Here is a 19,362-nt window from a genome sequence, read left to right on the forward strand (position 1 = left end):
CCCTACCCCCGCGAAAGATGCGTGGCGTCGATCAGGATCCGACCCTGATCGACCTTGACCAAATAGGTGCCGACCGATCCGTCATCCGCACCCTGAGCCTCGCCAGAATTCATGTCGAACACCCAGTTGTGCAGGGGGCAGGTCACAGAATGGCCGTGCACGATGCCTTCCGACAATGGCCCGCCCTTGTGGGGGCAACGGTCATCCAAGGCAAAGACATGGTCATCCGCAGCACGAAAGACCGCGACACACCCTTTCGAGGTTTTCAGCACCCTCGCGCCCTGACGCGGAATGTCCTCCAACGCGCCGATATCCAGCCAAGCTTCTGAAAGCATGTTCATTCTGCCGCCTCCCGGCTCAGGTCCATCAGGGGCGCGAAATCGGCCCGGACTTTCGGTTCTTCGGCCCATGGGTCTTTCTGGTAGACCGTCTGAGACAGCATGAAGCGGTCATACAGCGCGCGGCGGTTGGCCGTATCCTTGACCACCTGCGCCTTGCACCAATCAAGGCCAACCTTGGCCACCCATTTGTAGATGCGGTGCAGATAGCGGCTGTTTTCGCGGTAAAGCTGCACAAAGGCCGCAATCACTTCCAATGCCTCTTCTTCGGTCGGGACGGTGCAAAGAAGTTCGGTCTCCTTCACATCCATACCCGCCGCGCCCGCAACGCTGATTTGATAGCCGGAGTCGACGCAGACCACGCCCACGTCCTTGCAGGTGGCTTCGGCGCAGTTGCGCGGGCAGCCTGAAACGGCGAGTTTCACCTTTGCCGGTGTCCACGACCCCCAAAGCAGTTTTTCCAGCTTGATGCCAAGGCCGGTCGAGTCTTGCGTGCCAAAGCGACAGAACTCGCTGCCGACGCAGGTTTTCACTGTCCGCAAGCCTTTGGAATAGGCATGGCCCGAGACCATTCCGGCATCGTTCAGATCGGCCCAAATTGCGGGCAGATCCTCTTTCTTGACGCCGAGAAGGTCGATCCGCTGACCGCCCGTCACCTTGACCATCGGCACAGCATATTTGTCTGCTGCGTCCGCAATCGCGCGCAATTCGTCGGGCGTCGTTACCCCACCCCACATCCGCGGAACGACTGAATAGGTGCCGTCTTTCTGGATGTTGGCGTGATTGCGTTCGTTCACGAAACGGCTTTGACGGTCGTCCGAATATTCGGTTGGCCAATCTGACAGAAGGTAATAGTTCAGCGCCGGGCGACATGAGGCGCAGCCGCCGACCGTTTTCCACCCCAATTCCTGCATGACCGCAGGAATGGATTTCAGACCAACAGACTTGATCATTCGACGCACATCTTCATGCGTGTGATCGGTGCATTTGCACATTGGCGGATTGGCATTGGCACTGAAGCTGTCGCCCAGTGTCAGGGCCATCACCTGTTCAACCAACCCGGTGCAAGTGCCGCAGGACGAGCTTGCCTTGGTCTGGGCGCGAACGAGGTCGAGCGTATTGGCGCCACCCTCGATCGCCTGAACGATCTTTCCCTTGCATACGCCGTTGCAGCCACAAATTTCCGCCTCAGGCGGCAAGGCTGCAACGGCTGCCAAAGGGTCCGCTTTGGACCCTCCCGCGAAACCGGGGCCAAAGATCAGGGTTTCACGCTGATCGGTGATATCCGCCCCTTCTTTGATCAGGCTAAAGAACCACGCGCCATCGGCTGTATCGCCATACATCACGGCACCGATCAGCTTCTCACCCTCGATGATCAGACGCTTGTAGATGCCGCGGCCTGGATCGCGGAAAACGATATCCTCGCGTCCCGGACCTTCGGCAAAATCGCCGGCGCTGAACAGGTCAACGCCCGTCACCTTCAGCTTGGTCGCGGTCTGAACCGGCTGGAACGCGGCGTCTTCGGCAAGCAAAGCCTTTGCCAGAACCTTGGCCTGATCGTACAGCGGCGCAACAAGGCCGAAAAGCTGCTTGTTATGCTCAACACATTCGCCCAATGCATAGATCGACGGGTCAGAGGTCTGCATCTGGTCATTGACCACGACACCCCGACCGATCTCCAGATGCGCGTCAGTTGCGATCCGGGTTTCCGGGCGGATGCCGACAGCCATACAGACCAGATCAGCGGGATAGACCGTTCCGTCTTCCAGCAGCACGGCTTCGACCTTGCCTTCGCCCAGAATGGCCTTGGTCGCGCCCTTGCAATGGACCTTGATGCCGCGACGTTCCAGATCCTTTTGCAAAAGATATCCGGCCGCAGGATCAAGCTGCCGCTCCATCAGGTGGCCCATCAGGTGAATGACGGTCACTTCGGCCCCGCGCGCGGCCATGCCAGCGGCCGCTTCCAGACCCAAGAGACCACCGCCAATGACCACGGCTTTTGCGCCGGGCTTCGACGCCGCAATCATGGCATTGGTGTCTTCAAGATCGCGGTAGGTCACAACGCCCGGCAGATCCTTGCCCGGCACCGGTATGATGAAGGGCGCCGAGCCCGTAGCGATGACCAACTTGTCATAGGGCGTCTCACCGCCATTCGAGATAACCACTTTACGGTCGCGGTCGATCTTGGTGATTTGCTCGCCAAAGCGGCAGGTGACGCCTTGCGCGTCGTACCAATCCCCATCGTGGGTCACGATCTCTTCATAGGTCTTTTCGCCCGAAAGGACCGGCGAAAGCATCAGGCGGTTGTAGTTCCCGCGTGGCTCGCCGTTGAAAAGCGTAACATCAAACGCTTCTGGCGCCGCCTCGAACAGGTGTTCCAGCAAACGGCCAGAGGCCATGCCAGCACCAATGACAACAAGTTTCTGGGCCATCACGCTGCATCCTTCTTGTGCGCGCCGTGTTCGTATTCCTCAAGGAAATCGAGCACCTGCTGGCGATAGTGGTAATAATCAGGGTGATCGAGCAGCGCCTTGCGGGTGCGCGGGCGCGGCAAGTTGACTTCGGTGATCTTGCCGATGGTGGCACGGGGGCCGTTGGTCATCATCACGACGCGGTCGGCCAGCAAGATCGCCTCATCCACATCATGGGTGACGCAGATCGCTGTGACCTTGGTCCGGCTCCAGACCTCCATCAGGACTTCCTGCAATTCCCAACGGGTCAAGCTGTCGAGCATCCCGAAGGGTTCATCCAGCAGCAGCAACTTCGGCGAAAGCGCAAAGGCCCGGGCAATACCAACGCGCTGCCGCATTCCGTTCGACATTTCGGAGGCAGGCTTATCCATCGCATCGGCCAGACCCACGCGCTCAAGGTAATATTCCACCACCTCTTGCCGCTCGGCCCGTGTCGATTTCGGATAGACCTTGTCCACGCCAATCGAGACGTTTTCCTTGGCTGTCAGCCAGGGGAACAGGTTTGGCGACTGGAACACCACGGCACGCTCTGGATCCGCCCCTTCAACGTGATAGCCATCAAGCTTGATCGCACCTTTGGAGATGGAATTCAGGCCTGCCGTCATGGTCAGCACAGTGGATTTGCCACAGCCGGAATGTCCGATCAGGCTGATGAACTCACCCTTCTTCAGGGTCAGGTTGAAGTCTTCGACCACCGTCAGGGGCCCTTTCGGGGTCGAGTAGATCTTGTGGAGTTGCGAGAATTGCAGATAGCGGTCGTCAATCTGGCTGACGGCGGCCTCGGCATAGGCCTTTGGCATCGCATGGCGCGGCGTGACCTGCGGCAGACGGCGCGTCTCGGCCACCTTCGAGGCCATGCCGACATCCATCAGATAAGCCGTAATCGCTGCACGCAACTCTTTATAGACGGCGTCTTCCCCCATCTTGTTGCGGTCGCGCGGACGGGCAAGGTCCACCTTGAAGACCTCGCCCAAGGTGCCATCAGGGTTCAGGCAGGCGATACGGTCGGCCAGAACCAAGGCTTCATCCACATCATTGGTGATCAGCACGGCCGTGCGGCGATCAGCTTCCCAAATCGCTTCAATCTCAGAGGCGACATTGCCGCGGGTCAGCGCGTCCAGCGCCGAAAGCGGTTCATCCATCAACAGCACTTCCGGGGCCATCGCCAGGGCGCGCGCAACGGCCACCCGCTGGCGCATCCCGCCCGAAAGCTCGGCTGGGCGGCGGTCGACGGCATGCGAAAGGCCCACCATCCCGATGTACTTCGCCACCAGTTCGGCGCGTTCAGCTTTGGATTTCGCGCTGTGAACGGCATCCACCGCAAGCGCGATATTCCCCTGAACTGTCAGCCAAGGCATCAGCGCATAGGACTGAAAGACCAATCCGCGCTCTGGTCCCGGTCCGGTCACTGGCTGCCCCTTGAACAACACTTGGCCCTGATCCGGCAGTTGCAGGCCCGCCATCAAGTTCATCAGCGTGGTCTTGCCGGAACCGGAAAAGCCAAGGATCGCAAGGAACTCGCCATCTTCTACGGCAAGATCAAGATGGCGGATAACCGGATGGTCACCGTAGCCTTTTGAGACGTTCTTGAATTCAAGGATTGCCATGCCGATCACCGATTGTTCGAGAAGGTGAAGGCGGATTGCAGAGCAAACATCACGCGGTCGAGCAGGAAGCCGATAATGCCAATGGTCAGAACGGCAACCATGATGCGGGCAAGGCTTTCAGACGACCCATTCTGGAATTCATCCCAAACGAATTTGCCAAGGCCCGGGTTCTGCGCCAGCATTTCGGCCGCAATCAGAACCATCCAGCCCACGCCCAGCGACAGACGCAGCCCGGTAAAGATCAGCGGCAGAGCCGAGGGCAGCACGAGGCGGGTGATTTTCTTCCAGGCACTCAGTTTCAGCACGCGGCTGACGCTCACCAGGTCCTTGTCGATGGAAGCCACGCCCAGCGCAGTGTTGATCAGCGTGGGCCAAAGCGAGCAAAGCGTGACAGTCACAGCCGAGATCAGGAAGCTTTTCGACATGGCGCCTTCGCCGCCCACATAGACGGCAGAGATCACCATTGTGACGATTGGCAACCAAGCCAGCGGAGAAACCGGCTTAAACACCTGCACCAGCGGGTTGATCGCGGCATTTGCGGTCGGAGAAAGGCCAGACACGATGCCAAGCGGAACTGCGACCGCCGTTGCGATCAAGAACCCGAAAAAGACGGTCTTAATGCTGGTCCAGATTTGCTGATAATAGGTCGGCTTGCCGGTGTAAGCCCGCTCTTTGACTTGATCGGCTTTGCCCTCTGCCACCAGCGCCGCATTTTTTTCGGCCTGACGGGCATAGAATTCTTCTTCTTTGACAGCTTCGGCCTTCGCATCTTCGTGCAAGTTGATGGCTTGAACCATGACCTCGCTCGGACCGGGGATCGCACCCAAAGAGGTTTGAACCAACGGCGCAAGTTGCGCCCACGCGGTGATGAAAATCGCGATTGAAAGAACCGGAACGCCAAGAAGGCGCCAGATGTCTTTCAAATGGGCTTTCGGCGGATCGCCGGCGGCAATCTTCAGGATCGGCGTAACGAACGGCAGGCCAAGCGCTTTCAGCCAGCCATCCATCTTGGTGATCCGGGCAAAGCGGCGAGCTTTTGCAGCCTCATCCGCGCGGCTTTTCTGGGTCGAGATCGTTGCAGGGTCGATGGCGGTCATGGAAGCAGTCCTTTTCCGAGCCGGGTTTACCCGCGCCCAAGGCTGGACGCGGGACGGGACAGGGTCAGATCAATTTGCGATGGCGGTTTCGACGGTCTGGCCGGTCTTGAGGCCGATGGTCAGGCTGTCGATATAGGCGTTCGGGGTGAGGCCGTCGTAGGTGACACCGTCGAGGAAGGCATTCGTCGGTTCACGATAGCCATCAGCGTCGAAGTCGAACATGTCGGCAGAGGCCTTGCCTTCGGCGATCAGTTCCTCGGCGGCCAGTTTGTAGATGTCCGGGCGATAGACGGATTTAGCGGTCTCGTCGTACCAAGCATCCGCCTTGTCCTCGGCAATCTGGCCCCAGCGGCGCATCTGGGTCAGGTACCAGACGGCGTCCGAATAATAGGGATAGGTTGCATTGTAGCGGAAGAAGACGTTGAAATCCGGCGCGGGACGCTTGTCGCCCGGTTCGAATTCAAACGTGCCGGTCATAGAGTTGGCAATAACCGCAGCGTCCGCACCGACATATTCCGAGCGCGCCAGAATTTCCACGGCCTCGGGCCGGTTGGCATTGTCATTCTCGTCCAGCCAGATCGCCGCGCGGATCAGCGCCTTGGTCAACGCGATCATGGTTTGCGGGTTTTCTTCGGCAAAGGCCTTGGTCACGCCAAAGACCTTCTCGGGGTTCTTGTTCCACAAATCGTGGTCGGTGATGACCGGAACACCAATGCCCTTGGCGACTGCGGCCTGGTTCCACGGCTCGCCAACGGCATAACCAAGGATGGTGCCAGCCTCCATCGTCGCAGGCATCTGAGGCGGTGGGGTGACGGAAATCAGCACGTCGCCGCCAATCTGACCGGAAACGTCAGCAGGCGAGTAGAAGCCCGGATGAACCCCGCCCGCTGCCAACCAGTAGCGCAGTTCATAGTTGTGGGTCGAAACCGGGAATACCATCCCCAGATTGAAGGGCTCTCCCCGGTCGGCATAGCTTTCGATGACCGGCTTCAAAGCCGAGGCCGAAATCGGATGGATCGGCTTGCCCTCGGCATCTGCCGGAACATTCGGCTTCATCTCGGCCCAAACTGCGTTTGAGACGGTGATCGCGTTTCCGTTCAGGTCCATCGAGAACGGTGTGACCACCTCGCCCGCCGTACCATAACCGATCGTCGCAGCAATCGGTTGGCCGGCCAGCATATGCGCGCCTTGCAATTCGCCTGCAATCACGCGGTCCAGCAGAACCTTCCAGTTCGACTGTGCTTCAAGGGTAACAAACAGACCTTCATCCTCGAAAAAGCCCTTCTCCTTGGCGATTGCCAAAGGGGCCATATCGGTCAACTTGATGAAGCCGAGCGTCAACTCGTCCACTTCCGGGTCGGCGGCAAAGGCCGGCAGGGCCACCAAGGAAGAGGTCAGGCTAAGGGCAGTCAGAAGCTTGCGGGTGTTCATTCTGGAGTCCTCGTAGGATCTGGAAATGCGAAAAAAGGCCGTCGACACCGCTGCACCGATCTGGTGCATCAGGGTCAGGCGGCCTTGCCTGTCGTCCCGTACTTTCGGGAGAAAACGGAACGCCCTTGTTCCGTGGTAAGTTCATGCTGTGCGATGCGTCCGCTTTCCGTCAAGGGTTCATGGCACAGGTGTGGCAAGTTTTCTGCATCCGCATTCTGCATCGCAGCAATTTGCCTCTTTTTTCACCCCTCCGCGAAGATTGGGTCGAAAATCTCACCGTCGAAAAAGCGATTTCTGGCCAGAATCAGGCTGCCGCTGGTGGCAGGGAGAGACTCCTCCCCCTCCAGCACGCCTTCCGCTTTTTCCGAATTGCGGGGCAGCGCCGCCCCCAATGGACCGATGTTTTCACGGTAAAGATCGCTGCGAAAGACATCCCGGGCACGCGCAATGGCCCAGGCGTGGTTCAAGCCGAATCTGGTGCTAAGCCTGTCGCCAATCCACGCGGCCTGACTGCGCCAAGGAAAGTTTGCAGCGCCATGATGAAAGGTTTGGAACTGCGAAACCTGCACCTCTGGTCCAAGAGCCGTGATCAAGAGCGTTTGTGACAGGCTGCGTTCGACCAGTTCCGCAGAGACATCCAGATAGTCGGGGCGCGACAGCACTTCGGCCAAGGTCAGGCGGTTCGCGGGATCCTCGATCCAGCGCGCGGCACGCCAGATTGCGCGCATCATGCGCCCAGCAGTTGCCCGACGCTCGTCTGCCCAGCCGTGCCGAACGGCCAAGACTTTTTCGGGGGCCTGTGACCAAATCGAAGCGCCCGGCAAAACAAGCCTTGCACCGGCCTGCTCGACCGCATGACTGCCCCAAGGTTCTCCGACACAAAAACCGTCGATCTCCCCGGCAAGCATGGTTTCGGCCATCCGTGACGGCGGAACGGTTCGGATTTCGACACGCGCACCTCTGGCGGCACGTTCAATCCAATAACTCAGCAACTCTGCTTGCATTGAAAACGGAAAAGGCACGCCGATCCGCAGCACATCTGGCAAGCCGGCCAAAGCTTCCCCTGCGGCAACAGGGTCGCCAAAAGGCACGGGCGGAATTGACGGCGAAAGACCGAACACCTGCCCGTTCAGCGACAGGACCATCAAGGCATCCAACGGCTGCGACCCGCTCCCCAGACCCAGAGCGCGCGCTATAGGCATGACAGAAAGCATATGAGCCGCATCCACGGTGGCGAAATCCAGCAGATCCCGCAACATCGACCAGCTAGAGGCTTTCACAAGGTCGAACTGAACACCTTCCTCTTCGGCGAAACCAAATTCCCTTGCAGCGATCAATGGTGCCGCATCGACAAGCGGGATGTATCCAAGGCGCAAAACCTTCGTCATTTCAGCACCTCCGCTGTCATCACGATGGCCTGCGCGACTTCGCTCAGCCTCTTGCCCTGATCCATCGCGGTCTTGCGCAACAGGGCATAGGCCTGATCCTCACTGATCCCCTTGGCCCGCATCACAAACCCCTTTGCGCGGTCAACGATCTTGCGCTCTTCAAGGGCGGCTTTCGTGGCGGCCAACTCGCTCCGCATCCGGCTGACCATGTGGAACCGGGCGATGGCCGCATCAAGAACGGGGCGGATGCGCTCTGCCCGCAGCCCGTCCACGACATAGGCGCTGACACCCGCTTCGATCGCGGCCCGCGTCAGGCCGCTATCCGATTTGTCCACGAACATCGCGACGGCGCGTTCGGTCGGGCGCGAGGCGGTGGCCAGTTCTTCCAGCATGTCACGAGACGGGTTTGACACATCAATCAGCACCAGATGGGGCTGAAGCTCGGCCACGCGGCGGGCCAGTCCGGCACCATCGCCGATGACATGAACCCGATGATCGCCAGAGGCCCGGATCGCGTCGACAATCTCCATGGCGCGCTGGCGGTCCGGCTCAACGACAATGATAGTCAGCGCGTTTTCCATGACACCTCCGCAGCCCTCGCGCCACAATGGCGCGGCGCCCCCCGATGCGGCAGTGCAGCACAGCGATTTCACGCCCGGAACGGAAGGTATTGCCCAATTCGCAGGCGGCATTCCACAATCCGCCTGCGAATTGGGCAAAGCTGAAACCCTATATCTTCGCCCGCGCAAAGCCAAAAGCAGAGGCTAGGATAAGGGCAAAATCCGCCTGAATCCTAAAAAGCATTAAACACGCAACTCTAACCCATTGATATTTATTCTCTAAAAAAACATCCCCGACGGGGACGCTCCAAAACAGCGTATGCAGCACCGGTTTTTTGCCCCCCCCAACCAACCGGAGCGCGGCATGCAAAAGCTCACCCTTCGCGTCCCTCCCGAAGATGTTCCAGTTTTCCTTCTGAAACTGCGGATCAGCTAGGCATTGATTGACGCCGAAGCAGTCGTTCTTTCCAATCCCTAAGTCACAAAACTGAATGGAGGCCCGACGGAAGGTCCCGGCACCACGTAACGCGACCCGCCAAAGAAGCTTGATCGGAACGACTTGCAGCGGCAGCATGGACGGCAGAATTTCTACCTAGGAATATTGGCTGATGATTTTCCCATTCACGCGCGCCGCTGCTTTCACAATTTCTGCCGGACTCTGCGCCTTCCCCGCAGTTGCGGAGAACGAGACTTGCCCGATGCCAAAGCAGGGCCTCTGGTCGGTTGCCGCAGGAGGCGGCCCCGGCCCGGGGAGCTTCAGCATCGTGGTCGAGGGCTGCGGAGAAACCCTGATCGCCACCGGTCTGGGCGACCCGCGCACCGGACAAGTAAAGACGATCTCGCGCGTAGCCGAGGGCAGCTACAGTTACGTCTCGCAGGTGAAGGGCATTCCGCTTGCGCTGGATATCGAAACCCCGGACGACAGCACGATGCTGTTTTCCTGGACTGTCATGAATATGGCCCGGCCGGTTTATTCCGCCAACTATGCGGGGCTGACTGAAGGCCCCGTGCGACCGGCAATCTGCGAATGCGATATCTTCGTGCGCCAGTTGCGCGAGGCGGTTGCCTCGAACGACTATCTTATCGGGCTTTATTCCAACCCGCTTTTGTCCAGCGCCCCGGAGGAGTTGCCGTCTGGCAAGAAATGGACATCGGACTACATGGAGGCGGTAGTAGACCGTGGACCTGAAGGAGAGGCCGGGCTGCGTGCGGCGCGAAGCGAAGTCGCCAAGGAAGGGTTGAGCGGCCGGGCTGAAGAGCTGGCACAGAACGGAGGCGCTGGCCCAACGGACGGGCCTTTGGTCGCGCAGGCCTCGACCGATTGCTTTACCTGCCAGATCACCCCGGCTGATCTGGGCAATCTCTGCGCGGGCGATGTGCTAGAGCAAGCCGCGATGGCGCACGAGACGGTCCACGCCGATGCCTGCAAGGCGCAGAATGCACAGTTTAAAGCCTGGGATCCGTTTTCCGGCACGCCAGAGCCGCAGAAATACTGCGCTGCCAGCAACGTGGCGCCGAACCTCGCCGCCGAGGAAGTGCGCGCCTATCGCGCAGGTAACGCCTTCATTCGCAAATGGTTCACGGCGAATTGTGGCGGCAAGCTCTAGGCGCAAAGACAGGGTTCGTCTTCGACTTCCAGCGCCTTACCGCTGATCATTCCGGTTCGAGTGTTCGGACACCTGCGCGCGACTGACGTGGGTTCGGTGCGCGTTCAGCTGGTTGCGAAAGCGCCAACAGATGCCTTGCCTCTCACCCCGCCCCCCAGTGTTGTCGTCATTGCGTTTTCGAATGCCGTCACCACTTTGTTGGGCGTATCTGCGGACCTATGTTCGAAGAGTAGCGCGTCGTGCATCGGAAGGACGACGGTAACGTCGTCCAATTCGCCAACCTCTAGCAGCGCCCTCTTGAAGATGAGGGATGCCGTCCCTTGAACGACTTGGCTCACAGCAGATCTCTGTTCTTTAGCGGTCAGCGGACCGCCGCGCTCGCGTCGATAATGGTTGCCGAGCAAGGTCGCCACACGTCCATTGGCTTGGAAATCGGCCCAGACAGACCTCTTCCAGGCCTCGTACTGCGCGAATAGTCCGAATGCAGTCTTGGCGCGAGGCCGATCTACGCCAAGCGAAACCGCTGCGTCGATCAGGGCCTTCTTGCTCATCCCATAGGCGTAGGACAGAAAGAGCTGCTTGGCAGCCTTCCTGTTCCCTGAGAGCCCAAGATGCGTGGTAGCGAAAAGGTCATACATATCACCTGCGGCGTAGAGCTTCATCAGCTCACAATCCTTTGAGAGCGCCGCCATGATCCCGACCTCATACTGATCGAAGTCCACGTAGCTCAACTCAGCGCCATCGCGCGCGGCAATGATGCCGCGATATTTCTTTGAAATGTTCTGCAGACTGGGGCTGCGTAAATGGATGCGCGAGGTGCGGGAACCAAACACATCCAATATCGGCCGCATGATGGTGGTCGACAGAGTTAGCGAACCCAGCACCCGCCGTGCGGTGTCCGCCGACTGCAGGGCTATGGTGTCGCTCCCAAAGTCCCGTTGGTGCGGCACATACTCGAGAAGATATTCGATCGAGACATCGTCCAGTTCGAACCCATCCGAGCGCAGCTTTTCCTCCAGCGCCGATCTATTCGGAGTTTCCAACGGCATATCGTGCTTCGCAGAGTAATCCTTGAGGCACATGAAGTAGTCGTGTTCCGCCTCGGTGCGCATCTCCGACAATCGCTGCCTGTCGACAATGATACCAACGGCCATCGCGTGTTGAAGAAGCCGGTAGACCGGCACTTCGACGGTGAAGAAGCGATCCGCTTCACCTGCAACCTCCGCGCGTTCAAGTAACGCAAGATACATTTGCGCAAGCGCCGCCGCCGTTTTGGACGCAACTTCTGACTCGAACGGTATGCCCTTATTGAACATCCGCCTGTAAGCGGAGCATACCTCCTGCTCGGCACCATACTGTTCAAGAACAGCGGTTACGTCGCGCTTTTCGCGTGCCAGACGGTCTTCGGGGTTTCCACTGGTGGATATTCGGAATTCGTCGAGGTCAACGACCTTATTTGGCAGAGTTCCCGTCTTATCGAACAGCGCATCACGTATCATCCAAAAATCATGGCAGACTACAGTGCCGGAGAATCTGACGACGTCCTGCGCTTCAGTTTCGAGCAGCCGTCCGTCGTCAAACCAGTAGAAGCAGTCTGCGCCCCGGCCAGCAAAGTCCTTCATGAAGAGGAGCAGTTTCCAAGACTGGTCAATCATACTCACTGACCTCGTCGACAAGGTTCAGCAGATCGGGCGCCTCCCGTTTTGCAAAGGGAAGGCCTTCCTCGCTGGTGTAGCGCTCGGCTCTTGGCCCTGTGCCTTTGAGGCAGATCGGCACATGGCCGTGTAGAGGCTTTAGATCATCTTCGTGAAGCACCGAGGAAGCGATCAAGAGGTAGCGGGCGTTCTGATAAGGAAGTTCGCGGAACTTTTCGATGCACCCGCGGATAAGTGCCGGCTCATTGACACACCGCAGCCAGATTAAAATGGCCGCAGCCTCGCCGGACCTCATGTCCTCGCGGAGCTTCCTAGCGGCCAGGTCAACCAACCTATCCGATCGGTGTCTCCTCGATCCGAGCAGCATCCAAATATTGTAGTTCTGCCAATCGTGGATGGCTCGGTCCTCCGCCAACAGAAACTCTTCTAGCGCTGGCAGGCATTGGCCATCTCGGTCAAGCGTTGAAATAAGCCGGCAGTATTGATCTGTGGATACAGCATGTTCCGAAAGCGAGCGGGAAAGTGTATCGAGCAGTGTAGCTGAAAGTGCGTCGCCGACGTCGAAGAGACCAGACTCCACAACCTGGGCCACGCGGTTCACCGCGAAGCGGAACTGTCGCGTCTGAGTGTCCCCAGCTTCGATGCAACTGGTCAGGATACCGAAGATGTATTCGACAGAGCGCGTCACAATTCTGCGGCTCCGAGATTGCCACATCTGATTAATGGCGGTGGTCGCGCTGTCTTGTGAAGGGAAGTAGGCGACCAGGTTCTCTCGTGAAACGTCAGGCGGTAATATCTCGGTCTTACTCGCGTTTATGTTCAAGCCGACCTTCCGCAATTCCCTGATAATGTCCTGAAGTGCGCGGCGCGCGTGGGTCTCCGTGTCAGCCAAAACGCGGATGTCGTCCACGTATCTGTAATAATCGTAACCCTTCTTGGCCATTTCGCGATCAACGGAAGAGAGCAGGATGTTGGAAAGGAAAGAAGATGCGTCCCGGTTCTGTGGTAGACCATGGTCGCGGCTGAACGTCCATTGTTCGAGCAGCCTGTCCAACGTAGCGATAGCATTGCGAATATGGAGCTTTTCAGGGCCCGTCGCCACAATCTCTGGAATAGCCCTCTGCAAGGCTGCGATGATCTGCGCTCGAGAGATGTTCTCGAAAAAGTTGCTGAGATCGGTCACCAGCAGGTGCTGGTTCGACCGGGCGAACGTCAGAGTTACGCCCTCAAATGTGAACCATCGGTCGATCTTGTTCTTGAACAAGTATTTGGAGTTCTGCGACGCAGGGTCGTAGCGGTAGCTGAGCACTCGGTGGCTGAGCAGACTGTCATAGTAGGGGATAAGGAATGTGCAGATCGCCTGATAGACGAAACGATCAAAGAAGTCGGTTTCCAGACCGTAGCGTTCTCCATAGCCCTTCTTGGGGATGTTACGCACAACGCTGCGGGTGCCGAAGTACACTCCGTTCCATTCCTGCAGCAGAGACAGGACGATGCGTTTGGCTTCGTCCGGATTCTTGAATAGGTCGTCATATTGCAGGCAGTCGAAGTACCAGTCGTCCCTCATGTCCTGTCGCAGATGCTTGAGCACGAGGTCAAATTGGATAGGAAAGCCGAGAGCTTGCCCCTTCTCCCAAAATGCAGCACTTAGGGTATATTCGGGGTCATAACCTTGTTTACTGTAATCTGACACGAACTGTAGTTCTCTTTCGGAGGCAAATTCTCATCGCCTTTAGGAGGCATGTTGCTACTCTACCGTGCCCACGCCGTAGAGCCAGCCGAATTTGCGTAGACCGCACATTTCAATGCCAACCACGCTTTCGCCTATAGGGCCCCCACTGGTTTCGTCCACCTGACGGCTTCAAGTCCGATAAATGCCTAAATCGGTCGTTGGTACACCCCGCAGCGAAGGTCAGCTCCCCGCCCTTCGCGTAGGTGCCGACGCGATCAGCTCGTCGCTGCCGTTCATCGGCATAAAGACTATTCTACATAGGCTAGTGCCACTACTTGCATGCCTACTTCAGTTCGATCTGAACACAAACTCGGGCAATATTGTCTCCCAATCATCGCGCTTGATGTATGTCTGGAAACGTTCGTCACTGTCCGATTTGCGCCAACGAACCACGGCTCCGACCTTTCCTTCCACTAATCGGGTCCCTGCTGGGGGCGACCAGTTTGCCGCCATTCGGCCGATTTGGCAGCCATTTCCGTCAAGGATAATCCATTTTTCATCCTTACGCTCGAGATGAACTGGGTCATTAACCCGGATACGCGCAATGGCGGTGCGTGTAGGACTTGTTTCGGAAAGACGACCGGCGAACGACAGGTCAACGGAGGTCAAATCCGGCAGTTGGTACTGATCGGGCGTGGGCAGGTCGCTGTCGTTGGGCTGTTCGACCTTGCGCAAGAGTTCGCTTTCGCTGTCTGCCAAAACGAAGGGATGTTCTCCGCTGGTTACCACGGCGAGGCTTCTGCGCGCGCGTGTCATGGCAACATAGAACAACCGACGCGGGGCTTCACCGTCTTCGCCTCGCGAAATCGCTTTCCACCCACCGTTCAAGATAACAACGTGGTCGAATTCTAACCCCTTAGAACGGTGTGCCGTCAAGAGTAGCAGGCTTCGCTGTGCACTTCGGATATCCTGTGCCCATTCTGCCAGCCACTCGATTGCATCGGGAACTGGAATTGTCTTTTTTCCAAGTTCGCGCGCGAGGTCGGCAATTCCTTCGGCGATCAGATCGACCCAACGGTTTGAAGGCTGGCGGTTCAATACCAAGAGGATATCTTGGATATTGAGCATCGCAGATGGGTCTTCGCGGAGCCCCGCAACCAGCTGCTGCATTTCCCTTAGACGCCAGATGCTTGGCAGTTTCTCGTTCGCCATTTCGACTGGCAAACCCAGCTTTTCGGCATAAGCACGGACTGGTTCCAGACGTTTCCAATCACGAGAAATGATCGCCGTCCGCGCCCAGCTGAAGTTCGGATCAAGGCGCGATAGCCGGACCAACTCATCAACGGCGGCCATTGCTTGGAGAATGTCGTCATCCGCCACATCAAGGAACTGAACGCGCCCTTTTCCAACCGGATCATGAATCGCCATGATGCCGCCACCTGGATCCAAGCCGCGAACTTTGTCCACGGTTATGGCATGGCCTTCCTTCATCCTGCCCCGGGCAGGCTCAATCACCTGATTGGCCGCATCAATGATGTAGCGCGTTGAACGATAGTTCTCGGTTAGAAACTTTGGTTTGGCCCTGTAATCTTCCTCAAACTTGCGAATGAAGGAAATGGAGGCACCGGCGAAGGCGTAAATGTTCTGATCATCGTCACCCACAGCAAAGAGGCTCAGGCGTTGATCCGGATCTTCAAGGGATCTCCCCGCAACGGCCGAAATGAGCGCGTATTCCTCTGGTCCGATATCCTGATATTCGTCCACCAGAATCCAGCGATACCCTTGGATGAGGATCTCTCTTTGGGCTTCGGCTTCGGATTTGCTTAATCCTTCTCCGTTCAACTGACGAACGGCTTCCATGACGATGCCATCAAAGTCGCGCTTTTCCTTTGCGTCACCGTCAAACCTTGCACCAACCAGTCTCATTGCCAGTGAGTGGCAGGTCGAGACGGTCACCCAAGACGCGTGGTCGCCGACCAGATGGCGCAACCTTGCGCGGATTTCGGCCGCGGCGTGACGGTTGTACGTAAGCACTAGGATCCCCTTTGGATCCTCTCGCTTGACGCGCAGAAGGTAAGCGATCCTATGCACCAGAACGCGGGTCTTTCCTGAACCCGGGCCTGCAAGAACAAGGACGTTTGTCTCTTCCCGGTCATCGGCGACGATGTCTTGCTGAACCGGATTGCCCAGATCCTCTACAATTTGCTTCCACGCCTTGCCGGTTGTCTGGCGGCGGATCTCCACACCTCGACCGGGCATCCACTTCCGCAGGAAGCGCTCTTGCTCCATTGCGAAATAGTCTTCCGACATCCGCACTGCATCTTGGATTTTTTCCAACCCTCTTTCCGCGTATTCAGCCATAACGTGGGTCTGAAGTGTTTGTTCGCGGTAATGCTCTTCTAGAGGAAGGAAGTCCTTTTTTGTGAAATTCCCTTTCCCGGCCTTCAGATAAATGGTCATTGCGGACCGAAAGACAGTCAGGCCTTTACCGAGCGTCAGGACTTGTTGTTCGTGAAGCCAAAGGAGCGCGCGCTCCATCAGCTTCGTTAGATCTTTCACCCCCGAGCTCTTGATCAGGGCGTCTCCAGACAAGCTCTCGAATAGTTTTCCGAGCGTGGTCTCAACTTGAACATCTTTGCCGCGGGACCCCGCGGGGGCCGCCTTGATCAAGTAGTCCAAAAGCCTCTCTGCCGCAGACCAACGAAGGTTCGCCGTTTGCTCGACCACCCGCCAAGAACGCTGAAAGGTGACCTCGATGGTTTTATTGGAAAGCTTTCGCAGGCGAATGTTGCCGCGCCCACCGTCGCTATCGCGTCCATCGCGCTCGATGCTCCGCAAAATTCGGTCGATGATATGAGGGCTGGCCCCTTCTTTGCCATCGTCGCGCAAAACCTGGCTGGCTGCGGCGAGATCGAGAATAACTGGGTTGCCGGAATCTGCGTCCGGCGCCATCTCTCGCATTTTTGCAAGTAACGCCTTTTCCAGCTCCATCGCGTTCGCCAACCGCTGGCGAGACTGGTTTTCAACCCCGATGTGAACTGCCACGGTGATGGAGATGTCATTTCTAGCAATCCCCAGACTTTCCAGATCCGCCATCGCCTTTGCGAGCGCCCGATGGGATAGGCCACTTACTCCGGTAAGCTCGTCAGTTGATATCCCCTTGTCGGCAGGGGAGTTCATAACGTGTTCTACAATCGCCAGAAGTTCTGTCCGCCGCGCTTGAGTGATGTCGGCCTTTTGAAGGCGATCCCGCGCTTCCGCGACTGACCGAACCAACAAGGATGAGGCAAATACTTGAACGCGGTTCTCTTCCCGCGAAATCAAGGTTGCTTCCTCTAGCCAAGAAACGGCAGTCTTTACGCGGGTATCGTCTGTTGCACTGTCACGAACGAATTCGCGGTCCTTTTCTTGCTGGACGATTTCGCCAGCCGTGGCCACAACCGTACCGCTGTTTCGTGTGTGTTCGTCTAGCCGGCGCAGGGCTTTGTAGATTGCGCTGATTTCGTGCTGTTGGAGACGCGATCTTGCGGAAAGGGTGAACTGCCGTTCGACGTCATCAGAGTGATACAGCAAGACGCAATCAGCAGGGGCGCGATCCCGGCCAGCGCGTCCAGCTTCTTGCAGATAGTTTTCCAAAGATCCGGGAATGTCGGCATGAACAACAACCCGAATATCGGGCTTATCAATGCCCATCCCAAAGGCGTTTGTTGCGGCGATGATGCGAAGTGTGCCAACGCGAAAACTTTCCTGAACCATGTGTTTTTCTTCGGCGGTCAGGCCAGCATGAAAATGCTCAGCCGCCAACCCTTGCGCTTTCAGAAAGGCTGCAACCCGCTCTGTTTCGCTTCTCGTTGCGCAGTAAACAACCGCCCCTGACTGATCGTCGTTAGGTAATCGTTCTGAGATGACCGCCAAAAGGTCACCCAGCTTGGTTTCCCTTCGGGTGGGCACGACCGAGAAAGTTAGGTTAGTTCGCGTCGCCCCACCATCAAACAAGCTTAGACCTACGCCCAGCCTTTCCCGGAAGTGTTCTGTAATATCCCGAACAACCTCTGGCTTTGCAGTCGCTGTCAGGCAAAGTACCGGCGCTGGTCCGTTCTGTCCGGAATATTCACGGATAAACCGCCCGATATAGCGATAGTCTGGCCTGAAATCGTGGCCCCATTTCGAGACGCAATGCGCTTCATCCAAGACCCACAGACCGACTTCCCTCTGCGCCAGGACTGAGCGGACAGACACACTTCGCAATTGCTCAGGCGAGATCAGCAGAATAGCGGCACTGCCCAGTCGAACACGATCAAGGGCATCTTGCCGCTCGGGCATCGACAGCATCCCGTTGATCGTAACGGCTGACGATATTCCTGTGCGCTCCATCCCTTGCACCTGATCCGCCATCAACGCCACCAAGGGCGAAATCACGACGGTCAAAGCACCAGTCTTTTCGTAAAGACTTAAGGCAGGCACTTGATAGCAAACGGACTTCCCAGTACCGGTCGGCAAGATCCCTAAGACATTCCCATGCCGCATTGCCTCTGCAACGATCACCTGTTGAAGTGGCCGACCTTCGTTATCAGTAGGATTGGGTCGGAAACCGTTGAACCCAAACCACCTCTTCAAAGCCCCAACGGGATCGTTCTTTTCGGCACACCATTGGCAAGATGCATTGCCGCAGTTTGTATCCCTTAACATTCGAACGATTAGGCCCGACTGCGGGAAAGCGGCCCGCACCCAAGGCGGCATGACAGACTCTCCGCCAGCGACCGAAATCCATGCCAAAGCATAGGCCAAAGGCCAGCCAGCCTGGACATCGGATAACAAATCCAACACCGGCTGTATCTGGGCCTCACATGACTGACCGGCCAACAGCTCCCTTATCGCTTCTATAGCAAGGTGCCGATCTGGTTTGGATGCACTGCGCACTTCGCTAAAGACAGCATCAAAACCTCCTGACCGATCTGACAGTGTCGTCAGAAAATGGTAGGCGAGAAGAGATGTCGGTGATTTCTGCTCAATATCTTTTAGGGCGTTGATCTGGTTTTCCAGCACCTCAAACACAAGCTTTGCATCCAAAACCGGGTCATTGATGTGGCCAGCTTGCAAACGTCCATCATGGTAGTGTTTGACAAGATGATGATACGGGTTCCGTGGGAAGGCCAATGGGTTCAGCCAAAGCGTATCAATGGGGGCTTCCATTTTGGCTGATAAGCGAGGTCGTGCTGCCACTAGATATTCAATGTCGTGACGCAGAACGTTGTGGCCGATGACATGCGGGAATTTCGACAGAGCCTTCTCAAGCTGGTCTAGACGGTCTTGAATTCTGCCTTTTGTCGAAATGACGGGTTGCTCATCTTCGTATCGCACTGCCGCCAAATCGAAGATTTCAGACGTCTTTGGGTTCACTTCAAGATCGATTGAAAGGCAGCGCTCCAGGAGCGGTCTTTTGTCCTCGGTCTTTGATCTTAGAAAATTTAGAAAAGCCATAAAGACCGAAGTGTTAGAAAAGCTCGTACTCAACCATATGGCGTACGTGACGAGG

At 57.3% G+C, this 19,362-nt stretch carries 12 protein-coding genes; 1 reads left to right on the forward strand and 11 read right to left on the reverse strand.

Annotation, left to right across the window (positions count from 1 at the left end; translation table 11 throughout):
- Nucleotides 1-2: 2 nt before the first annotated feature.
- The 8 genes from nirD to ACSBLW_RS08765 all read right to left on the reverse strand — a co-directional run bounded on the left by nirD (nt 3) and on the right by ACSBLW_RS08765 (nt 9,466).
- Entirely contained in the window at nt 3-341 is a 339-nt protein-coding gene (gene nirD, locus ACSBLW_RS08730) for a nitrite reductase small subunit NirD (RefSeq protein WP_435259827.1), read from the reverse strand.
- Nucleotides 338-2,770, reverse strand: coding sequence for a nitrite reductase large subunit NirB (gene nirB, locus ACSBLW_RS08735; protein ID WP_435259828.1), 2,433 nt, complete (start codon nt 2,768-2,770; stop codon nt 338-340). The genes nirD and nirB overlap by 4 nt, the downstream gene beginning before the upstream one ends.
- Entirely contained in the window at nt 2,770-4,416 is a 1,647-nt protein-coding gene (locus tag ACSBLW_RS08740) for an ABC transporter ATP-binding protein (protein WP_435259829.1), read from the reverse strand. The genes nirB and ACSBLW_RS08740 overlap by 1 nt, the downstream gene beginning before the upstream one ends.
- 5 nt (nt 4,417-4,421) lie before the next feature.
- Complete coding sequence (locus ACSBLW_RS08745; protein ID WP_435259830.1) at nt 4,422-5,513, reverse strand: ABC transporter permease; 1,092 nt, start codon at nt 5,511-5,513, stop codon at nt 4,422-4,424.
- Nucleotides 5,514-5,582: 69 nt separating this feature from the next.
- Complete coding sequence (locus ACSBLW_RS08750; protein WP_435259831.1) at nt 5,583-6,944, reverse strand: CmpA/NrtA family ABC transporter substrate-binding protein; 1,362 nt, start codon at nt 6,942-6,944, stop codon at nt 5,583-5,585.
- A 242-nt stretch (nt 6,945-7,186) separates the two neighbouring features.
- On the reverse strand, nt 7,187-8,332 hold the full coding sequence (locus ACSBLW_RS08755; RefSeq protein ID WP_435259832.1) for a CmpA/NrtA family ABC transporter substrate-binding protein: 1,146 nt from the start codon (nt 8,330-8,332) through the stop codon (nt 7,187-7,189).
- Entirely contained in the window at nt 8,329-8,913 is a 585-nt protein-coding gene (locus ACSBLW_RS08760; protein ID WP_435260076.1) for an ANTAR domain-containing response regulator, read from the reverse strand. The genes ACSBLW_RS08755 and ACSBLW_RS08760 overlap by 4 nt, the downstream gene beginning before the upstream one ends.
- 148 nt (nt 8,914-9,061) lie before the next feature.
- A complete protein-coding gene (locus ACSBLW_RS08765) occupies nt 9,062-9,466 on the reverse strand; it encodes a hypothetical protein (RefSeq protein WP_435259833.1) in 405 nt (134 codons plus the stop codon).
- A gap of 34 nt (nt 9,467-9,500) precedes the next feature.
- Between ACSBLW_RS08765 and ACSBLW_RS08770 the strand changes: the two genes are divergently transcribed.
- Nucleotides 9,501-10,499 (forward strand): hypothetical protein, encoded by a 999-nt coding sequence (locus ACSBLW_RS08770; RefSeq protein ID WP_435259834.1) that lies wholly within the window; start codon nt 9,501-9,503, stop codon nt 10,497-10,499.
- Nucleotides 10,500-10,603: 104 nt separating this feature from the next.
- Here ACSBLW_RS08770 and ACSBLW_RS08775 read toward each other — a convergent pair whose 3' ends face one another.
- The 3 genes from ACSBLW_RS08775 to ACSBLW_RS08785 form a co-directional block, all read right to left on the reverse strand.
- Entirely contained in the window at nt 10,604-12,121 is a 1,518-nt protein-coding gene (locus ACSBLW_RS08775) for a DNA polymerase (protein ID WP_435259835.1), read from the reverse strand.
- Between the two features lie 25 nt (nt 12,122-12,146).
- Nucleotides 12,147-13,847, reverse strand: coding sequence for an RNA-directed DNA polymerase (locus tag ACSBLW_RS08780; protein ID WP_435259836.1), 1,701 nt, complete (start codon nt 13,845-13,847; stop codon nt 12,147-12,149).
- A 327-nt stretch (nt 13,848-14,174) separates the two neighbouring features.
- Entirely contained in the window at nt 14,175-19,196 is a 5,022-nt protein-coding gene (locus ACSBLW_RS08785) for a RecQ family ATP-dependent DNA helicase (RefSeq protein ID WP_435259837.1), read from the reverse strand.
- Between the last annotated feature and the right edge of the window lie 166 nt (nt 19,197-19,362).

The organism is Thioclava sp. FR2 (assembly GCF_051200875.1).
Classification (GTDB): Bacteria; Pseudomonadota; Alphaproteobacteria; order Rhodobacterales; family Rhodobacteraceae; genus Pseudotabrizicola.

Excerpts from the sequence above, each read along its gene's own strand:
- ACSBLW_RS08770 (WP_435259834.1), top strand. The coding sequence starts at position 9,501 with ATGATTTTCCCATTCACGCGCGCCGCTGCTTTCACAATTTCTGCCGGA.
- ACSBLW_RS08775 (WP_435259835.1), bottom strand. The coding sequence starts at position 12,121 with ATGAAGGACTTTGCTGGCCGGGGCGCAGACTGCTTCTACTGGTTTGAC.
- ACSBLW_RS08760 (WP_435260076.1), bottom strand. The coding sequence starts at position 8,913 with ATGGAAAACGCGCTGACTATCATTGTCGTTGAGCCGGACCGCCAGCGC.
- ACSBLW_RS08765 (WP_435259833.1), bottom strand. The coding sequence starts at position 9,466 with ATGCTGCCGCTGCAAGTCGTTCCGATCAAGCTTCTTTGGCGGGTCGCG.
- nirB (WP_435259828.1), bottom strand. The coding sequence starts at position 2,770 with ATGGCCCAGAAACTTGTTGTCATTGGTGCTGGCATGGCCTCTGGCCGT.
- ACSBLW_RS08755 (WP_435259832.1), bottom strand. The coding sequence starts at position 8,332 with ATGACGAAGGTTTTGCGCCTTGGATACATCCCGCTTGTCGATGCGGCA.
- ACSBLW_RS08750 (WP_435259831.1), bottom strand. The coding sequence starts at position 6,944 with ATGAACACCCGCAAGCTTCTGACTGCCCTTAGCCTGACCTCTTCCTTG.
- ACSBLW_RS08740 (WP_435259829.1), bottom strand. The coding sequence starts at position 4,416 with ATGGCAATCCTTGAATTCAAGAACGTCTCAAAAGGCTACGGTGACCAT.
- nirD (WP_435259827.1), bottom strand. The coding sequence starts at position 341 with ATGAACATGCTTTCAGAAGCTTGGCTGGATATCGGCGCGTTGGAGGAC.
- ACSBLW_RS08745 (WP_435259830.1), bottom strand. The coding sequence starts at position 5,513 with ATGACCGCCATCGACCCTGCAACGATCTCGACCCAGAAAAGCCGCGCG.